We start from the raw sequence: 18,624 nt of genomic DNA, 5'->3' as shown, positions 1-18,624 counted from the left end.
AGCCATGTCGGTGCTGTCACGCGCCGCGGCCCCGCCTGCCACCGGCGAGCTGGCCGCGGTCGTCGCCAAGCTTCTGACCAATCTGGACCACGCTCCCCCGGCCGTGTTACCGCTGCCGGACAACTCGGAAAGCCCCTCGGAAAGCCCTGAGCCCCAGTCGGTTTCATCACCATTCGCGGACATGGTCGACGCCGTCACACCGCATCGCCTCTTGGGGCCCACCGGGCTCGGCGCGTCCGGCCTGCTATTACGGCCGCGGCGCGACGCGGACGACGGCGAGCGCCCGCTCGGCTCCGGCCCGCCCGGCCCGCCCGGCCCGCCGGAGTCCACGGGCGAGCCGGGCGAGTCCCGGTTGAGTCGCCTGCTGTCGGGGCACACGGATCTCACCCGATTCGCGCACCGGACGGCGGCACCGGCGCACGCCCTCTCGGACGCCGAGCCGCCGGCGGAGGCCCGCGACATCCCGCCGCTGTACTGCCCACCGCCGCTGCGCGACGTTCCGGCACTCGCCACGGCGGTGAACGAGGGAATCATCGTGTGGGCCGAGAGCATCGGCCTGTACGAGGGCAATCTGGACGAGCTGCGAAAAGCCGATTTCGGGCGGCTGATCATGCTCGCGCATCCGGACTGCGACGACCCGGACCGGCTGCTCGCCGCCGCCAAATGCGCGGTGTCGGAATGGTCGGTAGACGACTATTACTGTGAGGAGGACGCCGACGACCGCGCCCCCGACGGCAGCCCGTCCAGCGCCGCGGCGGAGCTGGGGCCGCGACTCGAAATGGCCGCGGCCGCAATAGATCCGGTGCACCTACCGGCGGAGTATCAGGAGCGTTTGGAGCGCGCGCTGCAAGCCGATCCGATTCTGCGCGCGTTCCGCACCTCGTTCGAGCACCTGTCGCACTACGCCACGCCGGCGCAGCTGGCGCGGCTGCGCACCGAGATCGGTGGCTGGTTCATCGCGCTCGGCGCGGAGGCGGGCTGGCGGACGGCCGGGCGGATGCCACCGGTGTGGGAGTACCTGGCCAACCGGCAACCGCACAGCTTCCTGCCGTGCATGGCCCCGATCGACGTGCTCGGCGGCTACGAGCTGAGCGCGCCGGAGTACACCGATCCCCGCGTCCGCCGCGTGGTCACCACGGCCGCGCTGGCCGCGCAGATGGTCAACGACCTGTACTCGATGGCCCGCGAGGACCTGTCGAACGGCCGGGAGTTCAATCTGCCGACAGTGCTTGCTGCGGAAGAGAACTGCCCGCGCCGGGAGGCGGTGCGGCGCACGGCCGAGATCCACGACGAACTGGTGCACCGCTTCGAAGGGGAGGCGGCGGTGCTCGCCGCCGCGGCCACCCCGCAATTGCGGCGCTTCCTGGGCGGCCTGTGGGGCTGGATGGGCGGCAACCGCGCCTGGCACGCCGACAGCCGCCGCTATCACGACCAGAGCTGACGCACCCGTATTTCGATATCTCATTCGCGCACGACCCGGCACAACCAGGTTCGAGAGGATGATCTGCGATGACGATGCTCGACCGCGAGACCGATGGTGTCCTGCACAGCAGTTACCAGCGCTCGGTCGCCGAATATTGGAACAACAACCCCAATGACGACCGGGTCAACACCAAACTCGGTGACGTCGACGGGCTCTACCACCACCACTACGGTATCGGCGAGCCGGACTGGTCGGTGCTGGAGGGCCCGGACGACACCCGGCAGGACCGGATCGTGCGCGAACTGCACCGGCTCGAAACCGCCCAGGCCGACCTGCTGCTCGACCATCTCGGTGACGTCCGCCCCGGTGATCGGCTGCTCGATGCCGGCTGCGGGCGCGGCGGCACGAGCATCATAGCCAACCAGCGCTTCGGTTGCCGGATGGACGGCGTGACGATCTCGGAGTACCAGGTCGGCTTCGCCAACGATCAGGCCCGCAAGCGCGGTGTCGCCGACATGGTGCAGTTCCATTTCAAGAACATGCTCGAGACCGGTTTCGACTCGGGCAGCGTGCGCGGGATCTGGACCAACGAGACGACCATGTACGTCGATCTGCACGATCTGTTCGGCGAATTCGCGCGCCTGCTGGAACCGGGCGGGCGCTACGTCTGCATCACCGGCTGCTCCAACGACGTGACGGGCGGCAAGTCGTCCTCGGTGAGCTGGATCGACGCCCACTACGGCTGCATGATCCACCCACGCGGCGAGTACTTCCGGGCCCTGGCCGCGAACGGCCTGGTCCCGGTCGGCGTCACCGATCTGACCCCGGCCACCATCCCCTACTGGGATCTGCGCACCCATTCCGAGCTGGCCACCGGTGTGGAGAAGCCGTTCCTCACCGCCTATCGGGAGGGAAGTTTCCAGTATTTGCTGATCGCCGCGGATAAGGTAGGTAGGTGACCATCGACTCGACGATCGACCGCGAGGCCCTGCCCGTCGAACTGGTGGACGACCAGGGCCGCGCGGTCGGCGCGTGCCCGGTGGCCCAGGCGCACGCCGCGCCGGGCCGCCTGCACCGCGCATTCTCAGTGTTGTTGTTCGATGCCGACGGGCGGGTGCTTCTGCAACAGCGCGCCGCGGTCAAGACCCGATTCCCGCTGTTGTGGACCAATACCTGCTGCGGCCATCCGGCGCCGGGCAGCGACCTGGCCGAGGCCGCGGCGGAGCGGCTCGTGGAGGAGCTGGGGATCTACAGCACGCTGTCCGAGGTGGGCACGTTCACCTACCGGGCGGCCGATCCCGGCACCGGCCGCGTCGAGCACGAATGGGATCACGTGCTGGTCGGCCGGTTCGACGGCGCGCCCCCGCGTCCCGATCCGGCGGAGATCGCCGACTACGCCTGGGTGTGGCCGAGCGACCTCGCCGACGCCATGGTCGCCGATCCGCAGCGTTATACGCCCTGGTTGTCCGGGGTGCTCGGGGTGGTCGAGAGCGTCGAGGTCGAATAGCGCCCGGGGTGCCGCCGCGCTAAGGCCATGCGAACGAGACGCCGTCCGGTGGTGCGAGGAGGCCGGTGTCGGTGGGCAGTGTCGCCAGTACCGACTCGAGCCGGGAGTGGTGGCGTTGCGCGACGGTGAGCAGTCGCTGCACATCCTGGGCGAGGAAGGCGTCCAGCATGAGCGCGTGGTCGGTGTGCAACCGCACCCGGTCGGCCCGCGACACATGCACCATCGACTGCACGGGTTCGGTGATGTTCCAGGCGGATTCGAGCAGATGCAGCAGCCGGAACATGCGGGAGGGCCGGGACAGGGCGAGGTGGAACTGACGAGACCGGCGGTGGTAGCCGACCGGATCGTCGTCGCGGATGGCCTGTTCCAGCGCCGCGTTCACCTCCAGCAGCGCCGCTCGATCCACGGAGGTGGCGTGGCTGACGGCCGCGGCCAGCGACGCCTCCTCCAGTGCCTGGCGGACCAGGTACATCTCGCGCAGTTCGCTCGCGGTCAGCTGTGCCACCGTGTATCCCGAATGCGGCTGGTGCGCGACGAGGCCCTCACCGATGAGTATCTTCAGCGCCTCGCGGACCGGGATGTGGCTGACGTCGAACAGTTCGGCCACCTCGCGCAGCGGGATCACGGTGCCCGGCGGCACCGCGCCGTCGAGAATCACCCGTCGCAGTTCCCCGAGGATGATCTGCGGCCGGCCCGGTTCGTCGACCACCAGCTTCGCGAGTAACGCCGAGCGTCGTCGTGGAGGCATGTCGTGACGGTATGGCGGCGGTGTTTTCGGCAGCGGTCGCCGATGTGACGATCACGAAACGATCGGCAATCGTCTGGCAGCATGTCGGCCATGGAATCGATCGGGCTGGACCACATCGAGGCGGCGGCGAAGCAACTGGCGCCGGTCATCCGGCGCACGCCGCTCGTGGCCTCCCGGGTGCTGTCGGAGAGGACTGGCCTCGAGGTACGGCTGAAATGCGAAAACCTGCAGCGCACGGGCTCGTTCAAGCCGCGCGGCGCCTATCACCGGATCGCGAATCTGCCCGCGGCCGACCGGCGGCGCGGCGTGGTGGCGGCCAGCGCCGGTAACCACGCGCAGGGGGTCGCCTGGTCCGCGACGACGCTCGGCATCGACTCGACGGTGTTCATGCCCATCGGCGCCTCGCTGCCGAAGTTGGCCGCCACCCGGGCGTACGGCGCCACCGTGCACCAGGTCGGCGACAGCATCGACCGGTCCCTCACCGCGGCAATGGATTTCGCGGAACAGACCGGGGCGACGTTGATCCATCCCTTCGACCACCCCGATATCGTCGCGGGCCAGGCCACCGTGGCGCTGGAGATCCTGGAGCAGTTGCCGGAGGTGGGCACCGTCGTCGTGCCGACCGGTGGCGGCGGGCTGCTCGCCGGGGTGGTCGTCGCGCTGCGCCACCTGGCCCCCGAGGTCCGTGTGATCGGCGTGCAGGCCGCGCAGGCGGCGGCCTGGCCGGAGTCGCTGGCGGCGGGTAAACCCGTTGCGCTGGAACGGATGTCGACCATGGCCGACGGTATCGCGGTAGGCCTGCCCGGCGAGGTGCCGTTCGCGCATGTCGCCGATCGGGTCTCGATCGTGACCGTCGACGAGGACGCGCTGTCGAGCGCGCTGCTGCTGTGCATGGAGCGCGCCAAACTGATCGTCGAACCGGCCGGGGCCGCCGCGGTCGCGGCGCTGATGAGCCGCGCCGACGAACTGGATCTGCGCGGCCCGGTGTGCGCGATACTGTCCGGCGGCAATGTGGATCCGCTGTTGCTCACCCGGCTCATCGGGCACGGGCTGAGCGCGGCCGGGCGTTATCTCGCTGTGCGCGTGACGATCTCGGATCGGCCCGGGAGCCTGGGCAGGCTCCTGGCCGCAGTCGGCGACACCGGGGCGAGCGTGCTCGATGTCGTGCACTCGCGCACCGGGGCCTGGCTGGCCATCGACGAGGTCGAGGTGCTGCTCACCCTGGAGACCCGCGGCGCCGCCCACCGCGACGACGTACTGGACGCCCTGGAAACCGCGGGATACCCGGTGCGCGTACAGGATTGAGCGATCAGTGCGCGGCGCCCAGTTCCAGGGCGAGCACGCCGAGGATCACCAGCCCGATCCCGCCGATCTGCACCGGGGTCAGGCCTTCGTCGAGGAACAACGCCCCGATGGTGGCCACGGCCGCCACCCCGATGGCCGACCACACCCCATAGGCGACGCCGATGGACATCCCCCGCTTCAATGCCTGCGACAAGAAGAAGAACGCGCCCGCATACCCGACCACCACCACGATCGAGGGCGCCAGTTTGCTGAACCCCTCGGACAATTTCAACGACACCGTGGCCGTCACCTCGGACGCGATGGCCAGCACCAGCAGCAGGAAGGTCATGGCCGCAGGATAACCGGCGCGCCTGTCAGGACAGCCAGGCGCGGGCGGTGGCGGTGGCGGTGCGGACTTCCTCCAGTTGCCGGGCGACCTGTTCGCCCGCCGTGCCGCCGCGGGCGTTGCGCGAGGCGATGGAGCCCTGGACGGTGAGGACCTCGCGCACCTTCGGGGTGAGGGCGGGGTCGACGGCGGCGAACTCCTCGTCGGTGAGTTCGTCCAGACCCACGCCGCGGGCCTCGGCGGCGCGGACGCAGCCGCCGGCGGCCTCGTGCGCCACGCGGAACGGAACGCCTTGGCGCACCAGCCATTCGGCGATATCGGTGGCCAGGGTGTAACCGGCGGGGGCCAGTTCGGCCATGCGGTCGGTGTGGAAGGTCAGGGTCGACATCAGGCCCGCGATGGCAGGCAGCAGCAGCTCGAGCTGGGCGACCGAATCGAACAGGGGCTCCTTGTCTTCCTGCAGGTCCCGGTTGTAGGCCAGCGGCTGCGCCTTCAGCGTGGCGAGCAGGCCGGTGAGGTTGCCGATCAGGCGACCGGCCTTGCCGCGAGTCAGCTCCGACACGTCCGGATTCTTCTTCTGCGGCATGATCGACGACCCGGTGGACCACGCGTCGGCCAGCGTGATGTAGCCGAATTCCGGTGTGCTCCAGATGATCACCTCTTCGGCCATCCGGGACAGGTCCACCGCGATCATGGCGAGCACGAACGCCGCCTCCGCGGCGAAGTCCCGCGACGAGGTGGCGTCGATCGAATTGGCCGCGGCCGCATCGAAATCCAGGTCGGCGGCGATCGATTCCGGATCCAGGCCCAGCGACGACCCCGCCAGCGCGCCGGAACCGTAGGGGGACACGGCCGCTCGCTTGTCGAAATCGCGCAGCCGGTCGACGTCGCGCAGCAGCGGATGGGCGTGGGCGAGCAATTGATGCGCGAGCAGCACCGGCTGCGCGGCCTGCAGGTGCGTCTTGCCCGGCATGACCGCCTCCGGGTGCGCGGCCGCCTGTGCCACGAGCGCGTCCACCACGTCCAGCACCCCGGCCGCGACCCGGCGCACCGCGTCACGCAGCCACATCCGGAACAGCGTCGCCACCTGGTCGTTGCGCGACCGCCCCGCCCGCAGCCGCCCACCGAGTTCGGTGCCGACGCGCTCGATCAGCCCGCGCTCCAGCGCACCGTGCACGTCCTCGTCGGATTCGGCCGGACCGAACGCACCCGACTCGACGTCCGCGGCGAGCCGGTCCAACCCGGCGAGCATGCCCGCCAGATCACCGTCGGACAGCAGCCCGGCCTTGTGCAGCACCCGCGCATGCGCCTTCGACGCCCGGACGTCATAGGGCGCCAGCACCCAGTCGAACTGAGTCGACTTGCTCAGCGCGGCCATCGCCGCCGCCGGCCCGGACGCAAACCGCCCACCCCACAGCGCCCCCTCATTGGTGCTGCCGCCCTGCGTCATCGCTCGTCGTCTCCTCGTATCGCGATCATCGGAATGTGCCCGCGCGGATCTCGGGTGGCGCTACTTCTTCTTGCTCAGGTCTCGGCGGGCGGCGACCTTGGAGGAGAGGCCGTGGATCTGGACGAAGCCCTTGGCCAGGGACTGGTCGAAGGTGTCGCCCTCGTCGTAGGTGGCGAGGTTGAAGTCGTAGAGGGATTCCTCGCTGCGGCGGCCGTTGACGACGACGTTGCCGCCGTGCAGGACCATCCGGATCTGGCCGGAGACGTGCTCCTGGGTGTCGCGCACGAACGCGTCCAGCGCGCGCTTGAGCGGCGAGAACCACAGGCCGTCGTACACCAGCTCGCCCCAGCGCTGCTCGACCTGACGCTTGTAGCGGCCCAGCTCGCGCTCGACGGTGACGGCCTCGAGTTCCTGGTGTGCGGCGATCAGCGCGATGGCGCCGGGCGCCTCGTAGATCTCGCGGCTCTTGATGCCGACCAGCCGGTCCTCCACCATGTCCAGCCGCCCGACGCCCTGCCGGCCCGCGCGCGTGTTCAGCTCGGTGATGGCCTCGAGCACGCTGACGGGGCGGCCGTCGATGGCCACCGGGATGCCGCGGTCGAAGGTGACGATCAGCTCGTCGGGGGCCTCGAAGTTGACCGTCGGATCCACGGTGTAGTCGTAGACGTCCTTGGTCGGCGCGTTCCACAGGTCCTCGAGGAAGCCCGTCTCGACCGCGCGACCCCACAGGTTCTGGTCGATGGAGAACGGCGACTTCTTGGTGACCGTGATCGGCAGGCTGTTCTCCTCGGCGAAGGCGATGGCCTTCTCGCGGGTCCAGGCGTAGTCGCGGACGGGTGCGATGACGTTCAGGTCCGGCGCCAGCGCGCCGATGCCGACCTCGAAGCGCACCTGGTCGTTGCCCTTGCCGGTGCAGCCGTGCGCGACGGTGGAGGCGTTGTGGTACTCGGCGGCCTCCACCAGATGCTTGACGATCAGCGGGCGGCTGATCGCTGACACCAGCGGGTAGCGGCCCATGTACAGGGCGTTGGCCTGCACGGTCGGCAGGCAGTACTCGTCGGCGAACTCGTCGCGGGCGTCCACCACGATCGCCTCGACGGCGCCGCAGTCGAGCGCGCGCTGCCGCACGAGCTCCATATCCTCGCCACCCTGGCCCAGGTCGATCGCGACCGCGACCACCTCGGCCCCGGTCTCCTTGCCGATCCAGCTGATGGCAACGGAGGTGTCCAGCCCGCCGGAGTAGGCGAGTACGACGCGATCGGCCATTTCTGTAAGCTCCTCAGGTTTTCGTGCGTATCCAAGTCTGCATGCCCGCCGCCTCCCCGGACGGCTCCCGCCACTGACAAATGATTATGCATGATGATGCAATCCCATGCATAACCGGGGTCAGGCCAGTAGTTCGATCTTCGCGGCCAGCTCCGCGCCGGTGAGCGGTTCGCGGGCGATGACGGCGACGGTGTCGTCACCGGCGATGGTGCCGACCACCTCGGGGAGAGAGGCGCGGTCCAGGGCGCTGGCCAAGAAGTGCGCGGCGCCCGGCGGGGTGCGCAGCACGGCGATGTTGCCGCTGTGGTCGGTGGAGACCAGCAGATCGCCGAGGAGTTTCGACAGCCGGTCGGTGCCGCCCGTGACGCCACGGACCGGGCTGCCGTCCTCCGGAACCACATAGATGCCCGCGCCGCCGTCCGCGGCGCGCAGTTTCACCGCACCCAGTTCGTCGAGATCGCGCGACAGCGTGGCCTGCGTGGTCTCGATGCCCTCGGCCGCCAGCAACGCCGCCAGCTCGCTCTGACTGCGCACCGCGTTGGCGGACAGCAACTCCACGATCCGCTGCTGCCGCCCGGCCCGGGTCCGCGCGATCGCGGGACCCGCTTTGGCCTTCCCCGCTCTCATACGGTTCGCTCGATCATCGGGCGCCGCCGGCGCGCTGGGATAAGAGCCACACCAGCAGGGCTTTCTGCGCGTGCAGGCGGTTTTCCGCCTCGTCCCAGACCACACTGTGCGGGCCGTCGAGCACCTCGTCGGTGATCTCCTCGCCGCGATGCGCCGGAAGGCAGTGCAGCACAACGGCATCCGTGGCGGCGCGGGCCAGCAGCGCGCCGTCGATCCGGAAGCGGCGGAACGGGCCGATCCGGTCCAGGCCGTCGTTCTCCTGGCCCATCGACGTCCAGGTGTCGGTGACCAGCGCGTCGGCGCCGGTCGCCGCCGCCACCGGATCGTCGGTGACGGTGATCGTCGCACCGGTCTCGGCGGCGCGCTTGCGAGCCGCCTCGACCACCTCCTCGGCGGGCGCGAAACCCGCGGGCGCGGCGATCGTCACGTGCAGCCCGGCCGTCACGCCGCCCAGCAGCAGCGAGTGCGCCATATTGTTGGCGCCGTCGCCGAGGTAGGTGAGCCGCTGCCCGGCCAATGCACCCTTGTGCTCGGTGAGCGTCAGCAGGTCCGCCAGCACCTGACAGGGATGGAATTCGTCGGATAACGCGTTGACCACCGGAACCGTTGCGGCCGAAGCCATCTCGTCCAAGCGCCGCTGCTCGAAGGTACGCCACACCACCGCGTCCACGTAGCGCGAGAGCACCCGGCCGGTGTCCGCCAGGGTCTCCTCCCGGCCCAGCTGGGTGTCGCGGCCGTCCACCACCACGGCGTGGCCGCCGAGCTGGGCGATACCCACCTCGAAGGAGAACCGGGTGCGGGTCGAGTTCTTCTCGAAGATCACCCCGACCCCGCGCGGCCCCTCCAGCGGCCGGTGCGCATACGGCGACTTCTTCACTTCCGCTGCCAGGGCGAGGATTTCGGCCTGCTCGGCGGGCGTGATGTCGTCGTCGCGGAGGAAATGGCGGATGCTCACAGGTCTGCCTCCCGTAGCGCGGCGTCGAGGATCACGGGCAGATCGGACAGGAAGTTCTCGGCCTGGCCCTCGGTCAGCACCAGCGGCGGCGCCAGCCGGATGACGTCCGGCTTGGCGGGATTCACCAGATACCCCGACGCCCGCGCGAACGCCTCCACCTGCGCCGAAAGGTCTTGTGTCAGCTGGATTCCGATGAGCAGCCCCGCGCCGCGCACGTGGTCGATCAGCGGGTGGCCGAGTTCGTCGATGCCGTCGATGAGCGTCTTGCCGACCGCTTCCACGTGCGCGAGCAGGCCGGTCTCATCGATGGTGCGCAGCACCGCCAGCGCGGCAGCCGCGCACACGGGATTGCCGCCGAAGGTGGTGCCGTGCAGCCCCGGAGTGAACAGTTCGGCCGCGGGCCCCTGCGCCAGCACCGCGCCGATCGGCATCCCGCCGCCCAGACCCTTGGCCAGCGTGATCACGTCGGGCACCACCCCCGCGGCCTGGTGCGCGAAGAACGTGCCGGTGCGCCCGATCCCGGTCTGCACCTCGTCCAACACCAGCAGCGCCCCGAAGTGCGAGGTGATGACGCGGGCCTCGGCCAGATAGTCCAGCGGCGGCACCACGACGCCGCTCTCGCCCATCATCGGTTCCAGGAACACCGCGGCGGTGTCCTCGTCGACCGTCGCGGCCAGCGCGTCGGCATTGCCGTACGGGACGTGCACGACGCCCGAGGGCAACGGCTCGAACGGCGTCCGCTTCGACGGCTGCCCGGTCAGGGCCAGCGCACCCATGGTGCGGCCGTGGAAGGCGTCGTCGCAGGCGATGATCTTGCGGCGGCCGGTCAGCCGGGCGATCTTGAACGCCGCCTCGACGGCCTCGGTGCCGGAGTTGCAGAAGAAAGCGCGGCCGGTGCCGTCGCCGAAGTGCGCCAGCAGCCGCTCGGCCAGCTCGATCACCGGCTCGGTGGCGTACAGATTCGAGACGTGCCCGAGCGTGCCGAGCTGCTGGGTGACCGCCTCGAGGACCGCCGGATGCGCGTGCCCGAGGCTGTTCACCGCGATGCCGCCGAGCAGGTCGACGTAGCGGTTCCCGTCGGCGTCGTAGACCACCGCGCCGGCGCCGCGCACCAGCGCGAGCTTCGGGGTGCCGTAGTTGTTCATCAGCGCGGACGACCAGCGCTGCTGCAATTGCTGTGTGCTCATGGCCTTGTCGTTCCTGTGTCGGGCGGGGTCACCATCGTTCCGATGCCTTCCCCGGTGAACAGTTCCAGCAGGACCGCATGCGGCACCCGCCCATCGATCACGTGCGCGGTCGGCACGCCTCCCTGCACAGCGCGCAGGCACGCCTCCATCTTCGGCACCATCCCGGCGTCCAGGCTCGGGAGCAGGGCCGCCAGTTCGGTGCTGTCGATGTGCGTGGTCAGCGAGGACCGGTCGGGCCAATTCGTGTACAGCCCTTCGACATCGGTGAGTACCACCAGCTTCTCCGCTCCGATCCCTTCGGCCAGTGCTGCCGCCGCGGTGTCGGCGTTGATGTTGTGTACCACGCCATCGGCGTCCGGGGCGATGGTCGACACCACCGGAATGCGCCCGGCCCTGATGAGATCGAGTACCGCGTCGGGATCCACCGAGGTGACGTCGCCGACGAGGCCGATATCGGTGGCCACGCCCTCGACGGTGACGGTGCGCCGCGTCGCGGTGAACAACCGCGCGTCCTCCCCGGAGATGCCGACCGCGTACGGGCCGTGCGCGTTGATCAGCCCGACCAGTTCGCGGCCGACCTGACCGAACAGCACCATCCGCACCACGTCCATCACCTCGGGGGTGGTGACGCGGAAGCCGCCGCGAAACTCGCCCTCCAGGCCCAGCTTTCGCAACATCGCGCTGATCTGCGGGCCGCCGCCGTGCACCACCACCGGATGCACGCCGACGGTGCGCAGGAACGCCATGTCGGCGGCGAAGGCCGCTTTGAGATCGTCGTCGACCATGGCGTTGCCGCCGTACTTCACCACGACGATCTTGTCGCGGAAATTCTGCAGCCACGGCAGCGCGCCGGCGAGCACGTGCGCCTTGTCCAGGGCCGAAAGCCCTTCCGTCAGTGGCGTGCTCATGAGCTGTACGCCGAATTCTCTTCCACGTACCCGTGTGACAGGTCGGTGGTGCGGATGGTGGCCTCGCCCGCGCCCTGCCCCAGCTCGATCACCACGTGGATATCGGCCCCGGACAGGTCGACCTCGCGGGCGCCGGGCGCGCCCATGCCGTCGACGCATACCGGATTTCCGTTGAACGACACCGAGATCCGGTGCGGGTCCAGGGTGATCGGCGCCATGCCGATCGCCGCCAGCACCCGGCCCCAGTTCGGGTCGGAGCCGAACAAGGCCGTCTTGACCAGCGAGTCGCGCGCCACGGTGCGGGCGCCGACCAGCGCCTCGTCCTCGTCGACGGCGCCGGTGACGGTCACCAGTACCCGCTTGGTGACGCCCTCGGCGTCGGCCATCAGCTGCGCGGCCAGATCGTCGCACACCGCCAGCACCGCGGCGTCGAGTTCGGCCTGGCTCGGTGCCACCTCGGCGGCGCCGTTCGCCAGCAGCAGCACGGTGTCGTTGGTGGAGCAGGAGCCGTCCACGTCGAGCCGGTCGAAGGTGCGCCGGGTCGCGGTGCGCAGGGCATGGTCGAGTTGCTCCGGCGTGGCGACGGCGTCGGTGGTCAGCACCACCAGCATGGTGGCCAGCGAGGGCGCGAGCATGCCCGCGCCCTTGGCCATGCCGCCGACGTTCCACTTGTCGCGGTGGTGGAAGGCGGTCTGCTTCGGCACGGTGTCGGTGGTCATGATGGCGTGCGCCGCGTCGGTGCCGCCGTTGAGGCCACCGCCCATCTCGCGCACGATCTCGGTGATCGCCGGGAGCAGCTTGTCCATCGGCAGCCGGTCGCCGATCAGGCCGGTCGAGCAGACCGCGATCTCCCCGGCGCCGGTCTCGGTTCCCCAGTTGCTCAACGCCTTCGCCAGTTCCTCGGCGGTGGTGTGGGTGTCCTGGAAGCCGCCGGGTCCGGTGCAGGCGTTGGCGCCGCCGGAGTTCAGGATCACCGCGCGCAGGTGGCCGCCCCGCAGCACCTGCTGCGACCACAGCACCGGCGCCGCCTTGACCTTGTTGCTGGTGAACACGCCCGCCGCGGCGTACTCCGGGCCCTCGCTGAAAACCAGTGCGAGATCGGGGTTTCCGCTGGCCTTGAGGCCCGCCGCGATACCGGCGGCGCGGAAGCCGAGCGGAGCGGTCACACCCTGCGTGCGGACCAGTTTGCCGCCGGCGATGTCGGTCGATGTCACGGTGCCACTCCTACGGTGGAAAGTCCGGCGGTCTCGTCGAGACCCAGTGCCAGGTTCATCGATTGCACCGCGCCGCCCGCGGTGCCCTTGGTCAGATTGTCGATCGCGCCGACGACCACCAGCAGCCCGGCGTCGGTGTCGACGGCCACCTGCAGCGTGACCGCGTTCGAGCCGAGCACCGAACCGGTCTGCGGCAGTGCGCCTTCCGGCAGCAGGTGCACGAAAGGCTCGTCGGCGTAGGCCTTCTCGTAGACCGCGCGGGCCTGCGCGGCGTCGACGTGCGTGACGGCCGTGCAAGTGGCGAGGATGCCGCGCGGCATCGGCGCGAGCACCGGGGTGAACGACACCCGCACCGGGCCGCCACCGGCCGCGCTCAGGTTCTGCGCGATCTCCGGCGTGTGCCGATGCGCACCGGCGATGTTGTAGGCGCGCGCCGAACCCATCACCTCCGAACCGAGCAGGCCGACGTCGAGCTTGCGACCGGCGCCCGAGGTGCCGGTGACCGCCACGACGTGCACGGTCGGCTCGACGATGCCCGCCGCCACCGCGGGGGCCATGGCCAGGCTCGATACGGTCGGATAGCAGCCGGGCACCGCGATCCGGGTCGCGCCGCGCAGCCGGTCTCGCGCGCCGGGCAGCTCCGGCAGCCCGTACGGCCAGCTTCCGGCGTGCGGGGACCCGTAGTATCGCTCCCAGGCCTGCGCGTCGGTGAGCCGGAAGTCGGCGCCGCAGTCGATGATCACGGTCGATTCCGGGAGCGCCTGCGCGATAACCGCCGACTGCCCGTGCGGGAGTCCCAGGAAGACCACGTCGTGCCCGGCGAGAACCTCCGGAGTGGTCTCGGCCAGGACGCGACCGGCCAGCGGCAGCAGATGGGGCTGCAGCTCGCCGAGGGTGGCGCCGGCGTTGGATCCCGCGGTCAGCGCCCCGATCTCGAGGCGCCCGGATCGGTAGGCCGGATGCTCCAGCAGCAGGCGCAGCACTTCGCCGCCCGCGTATCCGCTCGCACCAGCCACCGCGACCCGCAGCACGGGCCCCTCCGAGGTATCCGCCATGTGATGATTATGCACGATCATGCAAGCTCATTCACGGGTGGGTGGGCACGGGCAGTTGATATGCGCGCTTATTATTACTAGCCTCGGCCTCGCAGTCAGCGAACGACCAGGGAGCCTCCATGTCCGTTATCACGACCCGGCCCGGTGTCCTGACACTGATCATCACCCTGCACGTCCAGCCATCGAACTGCGATGCCCTGCTGGCCGAAATCCAAAGCACCACTGCCGATTTCATCGCCCGGCAACCCGGTTTCGTCTCGGCGAACCTGCATCGCACGGCCGACTCCACCCGCCTGGTGAACTACGGGCAGTGGGAGAGCCGGGAACTGTACGACCAAGCACGCGCCCGCCCCGAATTCCAGGCCTTCTCCGCCCGGGTGAACGAACTCGCCGACCGCGTGGACCCGGTTGCCTGCGAGGTGGTCTTCACCCAGGAAGCCCGGCACTGATCCGGGGCGGTCGGCGGCGGCTTCGGCGGGATTGCCCGAAGGATGCCGAAACGTAACGGCGAAAGCGGTAACGACGATCTCGGTGTTTCGATTCATCTCCTGACAGGGAATCAAGAAGTGAATCCCCGTCGCCACCGGGACGTCCGCCGAGTTTGCCGGCGGCGTCCAGCTCGCAGCACTGCCAGGAGAGTCCGTTGCTGTTCCTACGCCTAGCCGTCCTCATCGTCGCCGCGGTCGTCCTCGGCATTCTGCTCACCTACCGCGCGGGGAATCGCCGCGTTCCCTCCTCCCCTCGCACCACGCCGCACCGGCCGCGTACCTCCGTCACGCGCACTCGTGCACCGGGCAGGCGTTCCCTCTCGCCGCGTACCGGGCGCCGCGGCCCGGTACAGCGGCCGGGCGCGCACTTCCGCAGTTGCAGGAACACAGTCGCGACTCGCGAGGACACCGGCGCGACGCTGGGCTGACTATCGCGAGCGTCAGAAGAAGGTGTGCAGCAGGTCCACGACCCGCGGCCGCGCGGCTTCGGCGTCGTCGATCACCGGGATCAGCCGCCACTTGTCGAACGCCGTGCACGGATGCGAAAGGCCCAGCCGCACCACGCTTCCGACCGGCAGCGCACCACCGGCGGGCAGCCGCAGGAAAGCGTGCTGGTCGTTGAGGGCCGACACGTACGCGCCCGGCGGCACCTCCGCTCCGCCCGACACCCGTTGCGGTACCGGCAGTCCCGCGTCGAAAGGCAGGTCGCGCCGTCCGGCGTCCAGCAACGCCAGCCCGTGCTCCGGACGCGACACCGTGCGCGCCCAGCCGTGCATGGCCGCCCGGAGCGGGCGGTCGGCGTGTGGCGCGGTCAGCGGCGAGATGCCGGAGTAGAAGCCGTCGTCGTGGATCAGGTAGGCCCCGGACCGCAGGACCACCGTCACCGGAACACCTTGTGCGCCCGGCTCGTCGGCGAGCCCGGCCAGCCGCTCGACCACGAGGTCCGGGAAGGCGCTGCCGCCCGCGGTGACGATCGCCGGACGTTCGTAACGACTCGCGAGCGCGCCGTGCAGCCGGGCCAGTTCGTCGAGATAGCGGTGCACGGCGCCGACGGCGTCGCTCGTCCGGTCGTGCGCCAGCGCGCCCTCGTAGCCTCCGACACCCGCCAGTGCCAGCCGGTCCGAACGGGATACGGCCGCGGCGACCGCCATCGCCTCGTCCAGGCCGCGCGCGCCGGTTCGCCCCTGCGGGCCGCCCAGCTCCACCAGGACCGGTATCCGCGCACCGGCGGGCAGCGAGTGCACCATCCGCTCGACGGTGGGCACGCTGTCGACCCAGCTCACGAGCTCGAAATCCGGATCCCGGCGCAATTCCGCTGCCAGCCAATGTAATCCGACCGGATCGACCAGCGCGTTGGCGAGCAGGATGCGGCCGACGCCGAACGAGCGCGCCACCTGCGCCTGCCATCCGGTCGCCAGCGTGATCCCCCACGCTCCGGCCGCCAGCTGTTCGGCCCACAGCTGCGGGGACATGGTGGTCTTGCCGTGCGGCGCCAGCCGCACACCCGCGGCGGCCGCCCACTCGGCCATGACCGTCAGGTTCGTATCCAGCGCCGCCCGCTCCATGGTCAGCACGGGAGTGGCGAAGTCATCCAGATACGGTGTGCCGGCGAGGAATTCGCGCGCCGTACGACCCCAGGCCGCGGGCGGTACAGATTTGTACTCCGGCCCGAGCACACGATCGCCGAGCGCATGGACCGCCGCCGCGTCGATGCCGCGCGGCGTCATCGGTCGGCGAGGATGCCCAGCACCTGCTCCGAGACGTAGAACGGCTCCAGCCGCTCGCGGATCAGCTTGGCCAGCACGCCGTTTCGCTTGGCCGCCTCGATCACCGCGGGGCCGTAGGCGAGGATCTCCTCGGCGATGTCGTCCGGCGTCACGCCCAGTTCGGGGAGCAGTCCGGCCAGGGTGTGGTCGCCGTACTTCTCGAAGAACACCTCGACGGACTCGTCCAGCAGCAGCCCGACGTACTCCTTGTTGCGGGTGGTGACCACGATCCGGTGCACCATCAGCACGAGTTGTCGCAGGTCGCCCTTGCTCAGATAGTCCCGCAGGCCGCTGACCGGCTCGCCGGCGTGCACATCCCAGAATTCCATGGCGGCGCCGTGCACCGGCGCGTCGCGCAGGGTCTCGCGGATCGCGTTGGTCACCCGCTTCAGCGCGTACAGCGTGCCCTTCTCGGCCAGCGCGCCGACCCGGCTGCCCTCGGCGGCCTTGCGCGCCGACTTCACCGCCGACTGCCCGATCGACATCAGTGAGTTCACGCCGGGCACCTTGCCGACGATCTTCTTGTTCGCCTCGAGGATGTCGTCGATGAGCATGTCGGTGAACTTGGCGGCCACCGGGCCCGCCGTCGGCGCCTCGCTGAGGCGGTCGAGCAGCCGCTCCTGGGCGCCGTGCATGCCGAGAATCTTCTCCAGCAGCGCCTCCACCGGCTCGCGCTCGACCACATCACCGAGCGTGTAGTCGTGGTTGGCGGCGATGTGGTCGTAGAGCGCGTCCGACAGCACACCGACCAGATCGCGCGCCAGCGGGCTGTCGCTGCGGTCGACCACCTTGCGCACGGTGCGCTTGGCCTGGTCGAGCGTCACCACGTCACGGAAGACGATGGTGTCGGCGACCTCGATCACCGCCGTTACGTCCCGGGCGACGACCTCGGCGAATCGTTCGCCCGACACCTCCCCGATCAGGAAGTCCACCTGCGCGTCGAGCAGCCGTTCGGCGATCTCCCGCGGTTCGGTCATCGCATCCACCCTCTATCCGTTACCGGCTCGCCCGGTCACCCGGAATCGTTGCGGCGCACCGACTTCCGGATCCGGTCCAGGCGTTCCCGCGCGGCCTTGTCCCGCGCCTCCCATTGTTCCTCGACGCTGCGGCCCGCCGGTGTCTGCGACGAAAGCTCGTCCATCCCCTGCGCGGTGCCGAAACGCTGCTCGACCTTATCCCGAACTGACTCGAAAGTAGGGACGCCGGATCGCGAGTAGCCGCCGACCTCCGCATTACCCGTGGTCGGTAGGGGTATCTCCGCACTCGGCACGACCTGGCCGAATGTCTCAGACACCGGCGGCACGTCCGGCAAGGTGGTGTCGGACGTCACATCGAAGTCCGCTTCGATATGACCGCCGCGTGCGGCCAATTCGGCGGCTACCAGGTGAAGCTGCTCGAGCCCCGGCCGCCCGGTGGTCGCAGCAAGCACCACCGCGAGCAGGTCCGCGTCCGGCAGAGCTGCCAGCAGGGCCGCAATATCACTGGTATCCGACATGAATCCAAGGGTACGTGCGCCGACGTTCGTGCGAGTGCGGGAACGTACGGCGACCTGCCATTCCGCGCAGGTGACTCAGGAGCCTGCGGCGGGGCGGTCGAACGTCTCGATGGTCGCTTTCGAAGTGGACCGATCCTGCAAGATCAGTTCCCACGGGCCGACATTCACGTCGAAGTTCTTGCCGAACCCCAACCACTTGCCCGCCATGCGAGTACCGGTCAACTCGATCAACAGCTGAATGGCTCCGTGATACTTCGCGCCACGGTAGTAGCCCTGGCTCGCGGTCCGCTCGCTCCAAGTACCGGTAGCCACATGGCCATCCACCGTGAGATCGAGCTCGAGCGACGACTTGGCCGACCCCGGCAAGCTCCGCACGGTCAACTGGCTGTCGTGCTGCAACACGATCACGTAATGCGACGACGTGAATGTCTGCTCACGGCCGCTCGAATAGAACTCGTAGCGCGACAACCAGATTCCCGAGTAGGTGCCCGAGTGTTGCGGCGGGCGGCCGGAAGCCGGGTGGTGTTCGCGCGGCACAGCGCCGATATCCGAGTCGACTTCGTGCCCTGCGTCGTTTCCGCCGGACAGGCTTCGGCCGGCCATCACCGCACCGAATCCCAGCGACTCGATCGGCAGGCCCATGACCTTCTCCAGTGCCCTGGCGTGCGAGGGGCGGGGGTTGGTGGTGTAACCGGATTCCCAGCGTTGCACCAGGCGTTTGGTGGCGCTGACGCAGCCGACGTCACGGAGCGCGCGAGCGAGGTCGTCTTGGCTCATGAGACGCGCGTTCCGCGCCGCGCGCAAGGCCGCATTCGGTGTGCCCATAACTCCACACAGTAGCGTTTGGACGCCTAAATGTCGCCCCCGAAGTGCGCGGATTGACGCCCCCCACTGTCATCGCTTCG

At 69.6% G+C, this 18,624-nt stretch carries 19 protein-coding genes; 5 read left to right on the top strand and 14 right to left on the bottom strand.

Annotated elements, in window-relative coordinates; all coding sequences use genetic code 11:
- The first annotated feature begins 4 nt into the window (after positions 1-4).
- The 3 genes from ACFMRZ_RS35650 to idi all read left to right on the top strand — a co-directional run bounded on the left by ACFMRZ_RS35650 (position 5) and on the right by idi (position 2,930).
- Entirely contained in the window at positions 5-1,441 is a 1,437-nt protein-coding gene (locus tag ACFMRZ_RS35650) for a family 2 encapsulin nanocompartment cargo protein terpene cyclase (protein WP_400182559.1), read from the top strand.
- 68 nt (positions 1,442-1,509) lie between these two features.
- Positions 1,510-2,382, top strand: a complete 873-nt coding sequence (locus ACFMRZ_RS35645; protein ID WP_400182558.1) for a geranyl diphosphate 2-C-methyltransferase — start codon at positions 1,510-1,512, stop codon at positions 2,380-2,382.
- Positions 2,379-2,930 (top strand): isopentenyl-diphosphate Delta-isomerase, encoded by a 552-nt coding sequence (gene idi / locus ACFMRZ_RS35640; protein WP_400182557.1) that lies wholly within the window; start codon positions 2,379-2,381, stop codon positions 2,928-2,930. Before ACFMRZ_RS35645 ends, idi begins: the two co-directional genes overlap by 4 nt.
- Positions 2,931-2,949: 19 nt before the next feature.
- Here the strand turns inward: idi and ACFMRZ_RS35635 are convergent, their stop codons facing one another.
- Complete coding sequence (locus ACFMRZ_RS35635; RefSeq protein ID WP_280273855.1) at positions 2,950-3,678, bottom strand: GntR family transcriptional regulator; 729 nt, start codon at positions 3,676-3,678, stop codon at positions 2,950-2,952.
- Positions 3,679-3,759: 81 nt separating this feature from the next.
- Between ACFMRZ_RS35635 and ilvA the strand changes: the two genes are divergently transcribed.
- On the top strand, positions 3,760-4,983 hold the full coding sequence (gene ilvA, locus ACFMRZ_RS35630; protein WP_400182556.1) for a threonine ammonia-lyase: 1,224 nt from the start codon (positions 3,760-3,762) through the stop codon (positions 4,981-4,983).
- Between the two features lie 4 nt (positions 4,984-4,987).
- Here the strand turns inward: ilvA and ACFMRZ_RS35625 are convergent, their stop codons facing one another.
- From ACFMRZ_RS35625 to argC, 9 genes are all read right to left on the bottom strand, one after another.
- Complete coding sequence (locus ACFMRZ_RS35625) at positions 4,988-5,311, bottom strand: DMT family transporter (RefSeq protein ID WP_400182555.1); 324 nt, start codon at positions 5,309-5,311, stop codon at positions 4,988-4,990.
- A 25-nt stretch (positions 5,312-5,336) separates the two neighbouring features.
- On the bottom strand, positions 5,337-6,758 hold the full coding sequence (gene argH / locus ACFMRZ_RS35620) for an argininosuccinate lyase (protein WP_400182554.1): 1,422 nt from the start codon (positions 6,756-6,758) through the stop codon (positions 5,337-5,339).
- Between the two features lie 60 nt (positions 6,759-6,818).
- Entirely contained in the window at positions 6,819-8,024 is a 1,206-nt protein-coding gene (locus ACFMRZ_RS35615) for an argininosuccinate synthase (RefSeq protein WP_280273851.1), read from the bottom strand.
- A 120-nt stretch (positions 8,025-8,144) separates the two neighbouring features.
- Positions 8,145-8,651, bottom strand: coding sequence for an arginine repressor (locus ACFMRZ_RS35610; protein ID WP_400182553.1), 507 nt, complete (start codon positions 8,649-8,651; stop codon positions 8,145-8,147).
- 13 nt (positions 8,652-8,664) lie between these two features.
- Positions 8,665-9,606 carry an ornithine carbamoyltransferase gene (gene argF / locus ACFMRZ_RS35605; protein ID WP_400182552.1) on the bottom strand — a complete coding sequence of 314 codons (942 nt, stop codon included), beginning with the start codon at positions 9,604-9,606 and terminating at the stop codon, positions 8,665-8,667.
- Positions 9,603-10,793, bottom strand: a complete 1,191-nt coding sequence (locus ACFMRZ_RS35600; RefSeq protein WP_400182551.1) for an acetylornithine transaminase — start codon at positions 10,791-10,793, stop codon at positions 9,603-9,605. The genes argF and ACFMRZ_RS35600 overlap by 4 nt, the downstream gene beginning before the upstream one ends.
- A complete protein-coding gene (gene argB, locus ACFMRZ_RS35595) occupies positions 10,790-11,701 on the bottom strand; it encodes an acetylglutamate kinase (RefSeq protein WP_400182550.1) in 912 nt (303 codons plus the stop codon). Before argB ends, ACFMRZ_RS35600 begins: the two co-directional genes overlap by 4 nt.
- A complete protein-coding gene (argJ, locus tag ACFMRZ_RS35590; RefSeq protein WP_400182549.1) occupies positions 11,698-12,915 on the bottom strand; it encodes a bifunctional glutamate N-acetyltransferase/amino-acid acetyltransferase ArgJ in 1,218 nt (405 codons plus the stop codon). The genes argB and argJ overlap by 4 nt, the downstream gene beginning before the upstream one ends.
- Entirely contained in the window at positions 12,912-13,970 is a 1,059-nt protein-coding gene (argC, locus tag ACFMRZ_RS35585) for an N-acetyl-gamma-glutamyl-phosphate reductase (RefSeq protein WP_280370445.1), read from the bottom strand. Before argC ends, argJ begins: the two co-directional genes overlap by 4 nt.
- A gap of 119 nt (positions 13,971-14,089) precedes the next feature.
- Between argC and ACFMRZ_RS35580 the strand changes: the two genes are divergently transcribed.
- Positions 14,090-14,419, top strand: a complete 330-nt coding sequence (locus ACFMRZ_RS35580; RefSeq protein ID WP_400182548.1) for a putative quinol monooxygenase — start codon at positions 14,090-14,092, stop codon at positions 14,417-14,419.
- A gap of 479 nt (positions 14,420-14,898) precedes the next feature.
- On the opposite strand, the gene ACFMRZ_RS35575 is transcribed toward ACFMRZ_RS35580, so the two are convergent.
- The 4 genes from ACFMRZ_RS35575 to ACFMRZ_RS35560 all read right to left on the bottom strand — a co-directional run bounded on the left by ACFMRZ_RS35575 (position 14,899) and on the right by ACFMRZ_RS35560 (position 18,544).
- Positions 14,899-16,185: an amino acid deaminase gene (locus ACFMRZ_RS35575; RefSeq protein ID WP_400182547.1), complete on the bottom strand. Its 1,287-nt coding sequence runs from the start codon at positions 16,183-16,185 to the stop codon at positions 14,899-14,901.
- Positions 16,182-17,201 carry a hypothetical protein gene (locus tag ACFMRZ_RS35570; RefSeq protein ID WP_400182546.1) on the bottom strand — a complete coding sequence of 340 codons (1,020 nt, stop codon included), beginning with the start codon at positions 17,199-17,201 and terminating at the stop codon, positions 16,182-16,184. The genes ACFMRZ_RS35575 and ACFMRZ_RS35570 overlap by 4 nt, the downstream gene beginning before the upstream one ends.
- Before the next feature lie 35 nt (positions 17,202-17,236).
- Positions 17,237-17,719 carry a PspA/IM30 family protein gene (locus ACFMRZ_RS35565; protein ID WP_400182545.1) on the bottom strand — a complete coding sequence of 161 codons (483 nt, stop codon included), beginning with the start codon at positions 17,717-17,719 and terminating at the stop codon, positions 17,237-17,239.
- A gap of 75 nt (positions 17,720-17,794) precedes the next feature.
- Positions 17,795-18,544, bottom strand: a complete 750-nt coding sequence (locus ACFMRZ_RS35560) for a multiprotein-bridging factor 1 family protein (RefSeq protein WP_400182544.1) — start codon at positions 18,542-18,544, stop codon at positions 17,795-17,797.
- Positions 18,545-18,624 lie beyond the last annotated feature (80 nt).

The sequence above is a fragment of the Nocardia sp. N2S4-5 genome, from assembly GCF_044628355.1.
GTDB lineage: Bacteria > Actinomycetota > Actinomycetes > Mycobacteriales > Mycobacteriaceae > Nocardia > Nocardia wallacei_B.
This window is presented reverse-complemented; position numbering and strand designations above follow the sequence as displayed.

Bases quoted from the DNA above. Each gene is read 5' to 3' on its own strand.
- ACFMRZ_RS35650 (WP_400182559.1), top strand. From the start codon at position 5: ATGTCGGTGCTGTCACGCGCCGCGGCCCCGCCTGCCACCGGCGAGCTG.
- ACFMRZ_RS35645 (WP_400182558.1), top strand. From the start codon at position 1,510: ATGACGATGCTCGACCGCGAGACCGATGGTGTCCTGCACAGCAGTTAC.
- ACFMRZ_RS35635 (WP_280273855.1), bottom strand. From the start codon at position 3,678: ATGCCTCCACGACGACGCTCGGCGTTACTCGCGAAGCTGGTGGTCGAC.
- ilvA (WP_400182556.1), top strand. From the start codon at position 3,760: ATGTCGGCCATGGAATCGATCGGGCTGGACCACATCGAGGCGGCGGCG.
- ACFMRZ_RS35625 (WP_400182555.1), bottom strand. From the start codon at position 5,311: ATGACCTTCCTGCTGCTGGTGCTGGCCATCGCGTCCGAGGTGACGGCC.
- argH (WP_400182554.1), bottom strand. From the start codon at position 6,758: ATGACGCAGGGCGGCAGCACCAATGAGGGGGCGCTGTGGGGTGGGCGG.
- ACFMRZ_RS35615 (WP_280273851.1), bottom strand. From the start codon at position 8,024: ATGGCCGATCGCGTCGTACTCGCCTACTCCGGCGGGCTGGACACCTCC.
- ACFMRZ_RS35610 (WP_400182553.1), bottom strand. From the start codon at position 8,651: ATGAGAGCGGGGAAGGCCAAAGCGGGTCCCGCGATCGCGCGGACCCGG.
- ACFMRZ_RS35600 (WP_400182551.1), bottom strand. From the start codon at position 10,793: ATGAGCACACAGCAATTGCAGCAGCGCTGGTCGTCCGCGCTGATGAAC.
- argB (WP_400182550.1), bottom strand. From the start codon at position 11,701: ATGAGCACGCCACTGACGGAAGGGCTTTCGGCCCTGGACAAGGCGCAC.
- argC (WP_280370445.1), bottom strand. From the start codon at position 13,970: ATGGCGGATACCTCGGAGGGGCCCGTGCTGCGGGTCGCGGTGGCTGGT.
- ACFMRZ_RS35580 (WP_400182548.1), top strand. From the start codon at position 14,090: ATGTCCGTTATCACGACCCGGCCCGGTGTCCTGACACTGATCATCACC.
- ACFMRZ_RS35575 (WP_400182547.1), bottom strand. From the start codon at position 16,185: ATGACGCCGCGCGGCATCGACGCGGCGGCGGTCCATGCGCTCGGCGAT.
- ACFMRZ_RS35570 (WP_400182546.1), bottom strand. From the start codon at position 17,201: ATGACCGAACCGCGGGAGATCGCCGAACGGCTGCTCGACGCGCAGGTG.
- ACFMRZ_RS35565 (WP_400182545.1), bottom strand. From the start codon at position 17,719: ATGTCGGATACCAGTGATATTGCGGCCCTGCTGGCAGCTCTGCCGGAC.
- ACFMRZ_RS35560 (WP_400182544.1), bottom strand. From the start codon at position 18,544: ATGGGCACACCGAATGCGGCCTTGCGCGCGGCGCGGAACGCGCGTCTC.